This is a genomic window from Vibrio ichthyoenteri ATCC 700023, assembly GCF_000222605.1.
Lineage (GTDB): Bacteria > Pseudomonadota > Gammaproteobacteria > Enterobacterales > Vibrionaceae > Vibrio > Vibrio ichthyoenteri.
Genome location: NZ_AFWF01000064.1, coordinates 1 through 3,583, shown reverse-complemented (window position 1 = coordinate 3,583; position 3,583 = coordinate 1). Strand labels below are relative to the sequence as shown.

Below are 3,583 nucleotides of genomic sequence, written 5' to 3'. Positions count from 1 at the left end.
AACATTCAGCTAAATCTGTGGTTGAAAGTGCGATTGAAAGCTTTAGCTATAAGCGTTTGACCGATCGCTTGGTGATCTCATTAGATGTTCGTAATGAATTTGATTTTTGTTAGGAAGTGACACGCTGTTGAAGTATGTGATGTATAACTTATTTAAGAATTCATTCCACCATCGTAGAGCGGAAGATTTCCATATTCACGTTACCATGTACACTGAGGAGTTTTGTCACAAAATTGTGGTCACTGATAACGGTTCAGGGATAGCGGCTGATGTGTTGCCAAGCATTTTTAATGATTTTTATACGACAGGTAAGTCAGGCCACTATGGCTTGGGCTTATCTTTCTGTAAGAAGGTCATGCGTGCGTTTGGGGGGGATATTCAGTGTCAATCTCAAATCGAAGAATGGTCACAATTTACGTTAACGTTTTTACCAGTCATTTCAAAGGAAGTTAAGGACATTAAAAGTGAGTTAAATAAGCTGAAATCTATACTCTTCGTTAGTGATCAACCTATTTTGGTGTTGAAGATGACAGATATTGCTAGTGTTATGGGATTCAATTTGACGGTATTGGATGCTGATGAGCTACTTAAGAAGAAAGAATATGAATTCGAATACGATTTGATCTTTGTCGATATAGAAAGCTTTGATGTTCTAGGTAATTATATCGATAAGATGGAGTCATTATTTTCACTCACTGAAGCTTGTATCGTTTATTTGTTTGAAAATCAGCCAATCCAGAGAGTCAGAAAGGTTTCTTTTGAGCCGATTTGGATGGAGATACAAGTCTGGTTATTAAACATTAGATCAGCTATTGATAGTATGCTTTATGATGCAAACTATGTGGCTCCTCAAGTATTAACTAAACCAAAGGATACAACCAATAAACGAACGATTATGGTTGTAGATGATAATAGTTCCTTGCGTAAATTTACGGCGATGTTGCTTGAAAAGCAAGGGTTTGAGGTAATACAAACAGAAGATGGTCAGCAAGCGATAAATGCGTTGGATACAAATGATATTGATTTGATCTTAATGGATATTGAAATGCCAGTTATGAATGGGATAGAGACATCTCGTCGTATTCGTGCCTCAAATAAGTCTTATTCTTGCATACCGATAATCGCTCATACGGGAGACAGTTCGCCTGTTGGTATTGAGAGTATTGGTCTATCCGGTATGTCAGATTTTATTATTAAACCGGTAGATAAAAATAGGTTGCTCGACAAGATTTCTAATTGGATTTAATGCCTTAAATTGGTCTTAACTGGATTAAGAGCTCAGTATTCCACTGAGCTCTTTCGATTCGCTATACGAATTCTAATTCTGGATGGTTGAATGCTTCCTGGCAAACAGTGAGTACATGATCTACATCTTGAGAAGTCATATCGGCATTGATTGAAAATCGTATGATGTTTTTGTTTTTTCCAGTCGCTGGTCGGCAGAATACCGCCCCAAACACATTACGTTCCTCAAGAAAGTCGCGGACATACTCAGTATTCCGCTCACTCCCACATTCCAAAGCAATAATTTGAGATTCACTACGTATATTAAAACCAATTTGCTTTAAACCTGTTCTTAGTGTTTTAGCTCTTTGGAATAGCAAGCTTCGCTTATCATTCGACTTTTTAATCACCTCGAGAGTTTTCTCAAGACGAATGACTTCTTGCGGTAATACCGTAGAACTGAAAATTGCTGGATATGCTACGAACGGAAGTGTTCTGGCTATTTTTTTGTGACCAAGAATAGCCCCTGCGCGATATGCAAACGTCTTAGCTAAACTTACGGTAATAAAATCGACTTGGTTGGTTAGGCCAAGTTCCTTTACTAGGCCTGCTCCATTTGGACCATGAGTGCCTAGTGAATGGGATTCATCAACAATTAGAGCGCAATCAAATTCACGTGCCATTTCGTAGATGTCGTGAAGCGGCGCTATGGTTCCAATGGTGCTGTAAACTGAATCGACCACTATGACACCAGAGCCATGACGCTGTATCTGTTTGCGTAAGTGGCTCATACTGTTGTGCATAAAAGCGTGTGCTTGTGCGCCAGCTGCTCGGATGCCTTCCCATAGAGACATATGAGCAAAAAAATCGATATATACAGGTGTATTTGGTGGACAAATTGTTTGTAATAGCCCGATATTGGCTGCCCATCCTGATTGCGAAAGCAAACAACTTTCCATGCCTACATAATCGGCTAATTGCACTTCAAACGCAGGCTTAGAATCGTCATCTTGTAGGAAGATCGCAGACATAACTACATTGTCATCATGCTCAAAAATGGCATCTCGATGTGCCTTTTGAATTACATTATTGTGAGATAATGATAAGTAGTCGTTACTTTGCATAACTACTGCTCCTGATTGCGGCCGTTTACCCAAAACCAAGTGCTTTTGGCTCTCATTTTGCTCGATCAAGTCTTGAATATAAAAGTCTAGGCGTTCCTCAACGAAAGAAGGAAGAGGTTTCGTTTTTAATTTATCACTCATAATAATTTCTCTTAGTAATACGAAAAACGCCAGCGCTGACAGTTATATAGTTTTAACTGGTATGCGAGTTGTGTCATTGCCGATATTGCATAAGTTTGCGTACGCTTGCAAACTCGGGATTTAGGGCTTGGGTACGGTTATTATTTCCTTATCGTTAGGAGGTATAACTTGATAGAACGTTTTGAAAAATAGTTAAAAAAGACAGTGAATAGTAATTTAATTGTTTTTTCTTTTTATGGGAATTAACATTCGACATGTGTGAAATATGACGATTATTGGCTGAATTTTGATGCAAGAGAAGCGTGTTAATATTATTTGTACGCCTTCGCCCTCTGCACCGTCGATAAACCACAATCAAGTTCTTTGGCCACTGCTCTTAGTGATAAGCCGGAGGCCAACAACTCGTTGATCTTGTCATAACGATCTAGGTCTGCTTTCCTTCCAAATTGAACGCCTTTATCTCTTGCTTTGGCGATGCCTTCTAGTCGACGTTCGTTGATGATGGCTCGTTCGAACTCTGCAACAGCCCCTAACATATTCAACATCAGATCTTGAAAAGGGCTTTCCTCACCACTAAATGTTAAATTTTCTTTGTGAAATTGAATGGTACAGCCTTTGCTAGTTATCTCATCAATAAGCTGTCTTAGATCTTTCAAGTTTCTTGCAAGTCGATCTATTGAGTGAACGTTAATATGGTCACCAGAATCCGCAAAACTCAACATTGCATCCAATGCTGGACGCTCTCTATTTTTACCGGATGCCTTGTCTATAAATTGCCTGTCGCAAGGAACATTATCAAGCTGTCGTTCGGTATTTTGAATTTTTGTTGACACGCGGAGATAATTAAAGGTCAGTTTTCTCATGTTGTACTCATTAATTTAAATATGATACGAGTATATCAGTAAAACTTAAATGGAGTACAACTATTGAACACGCTGATTCATTGACTTGAGAGCTTTTTAAAAAAATGAGGGTGACGTGCTCGTATATATTTATATCCGAGCGCTGCGATGTTGTTTGTCGTAATAAGAATCATTAATGCGCTTTGTTAAATATCTTGCTGTGAGTGTGATGTTGCATATACTAATAAAAGG

General features: G+C 38.6%; 2 protein-coding genes and 1 pseudogene. 1 reads left to right on the top strand and 2 read right to left on the bottom strand.

The window, feature by feature from the left end; all coding sequences use genetic code 11:
* Window positions 1-1,246 (top strand): annotated as a pseudogene (locus tag RH85_RS05985) (response regulator); the annotation flags it as partial.
* 61 nt (window positions 1,247-1,307) lie between these two features.
* Here the strand turns inward: RH85_RS05985 and cqsA are convergent.
* Both cqsA and RH85_RS05975 read right to left on the bottom strand, forming a co-directional pair.
* On the bottom strand, window positions 1,308-2,489 hold the full coding sequence (gene cqsA / locus RH85_RS05980) for an alpha-hydroxyketone-type quorum-sensing autoinducer synthase (protein ID WP_006711312.1): 1,182 nt from the start codon (window positions 2,487-2,489) through the stop codon (window positions 1,308-1,310).
* A 311-nt stretch (window positions 2,490-2,800) separates the two neighbouring features.
* Window positions 2,801-3,352: a recombinase family protein gene (locus RH85_RS05975; RefSeq protein ID WP_006711311.1), complete on the bottom strand. Its 552-nt coding sequence runs from the start codon at window positions 3,350-3,352 to the stop codon at window positions 2,801-2,803.
* Window positions 3,353-3,583: the final 231 nt, after the last annotated feature.

What these genes read in the sequence shown, in the direction of transcription:
- RH85_RS05975 (WP_006711311.1), bottom strand. Translation starts at nt 3,352, where the DNA reads ATGAGAAAACTGACCTTTAATTATCTCCGCGTGTCAACAAAAATTCAA.
- cqsA (WP_006711312.1), bottom strand. Translation starts at nt 2,489, where the DNA reads ATGAGTGATAAATTAAAAACGAAACCTCTTCCTTCTTTCGTTGAGGAA.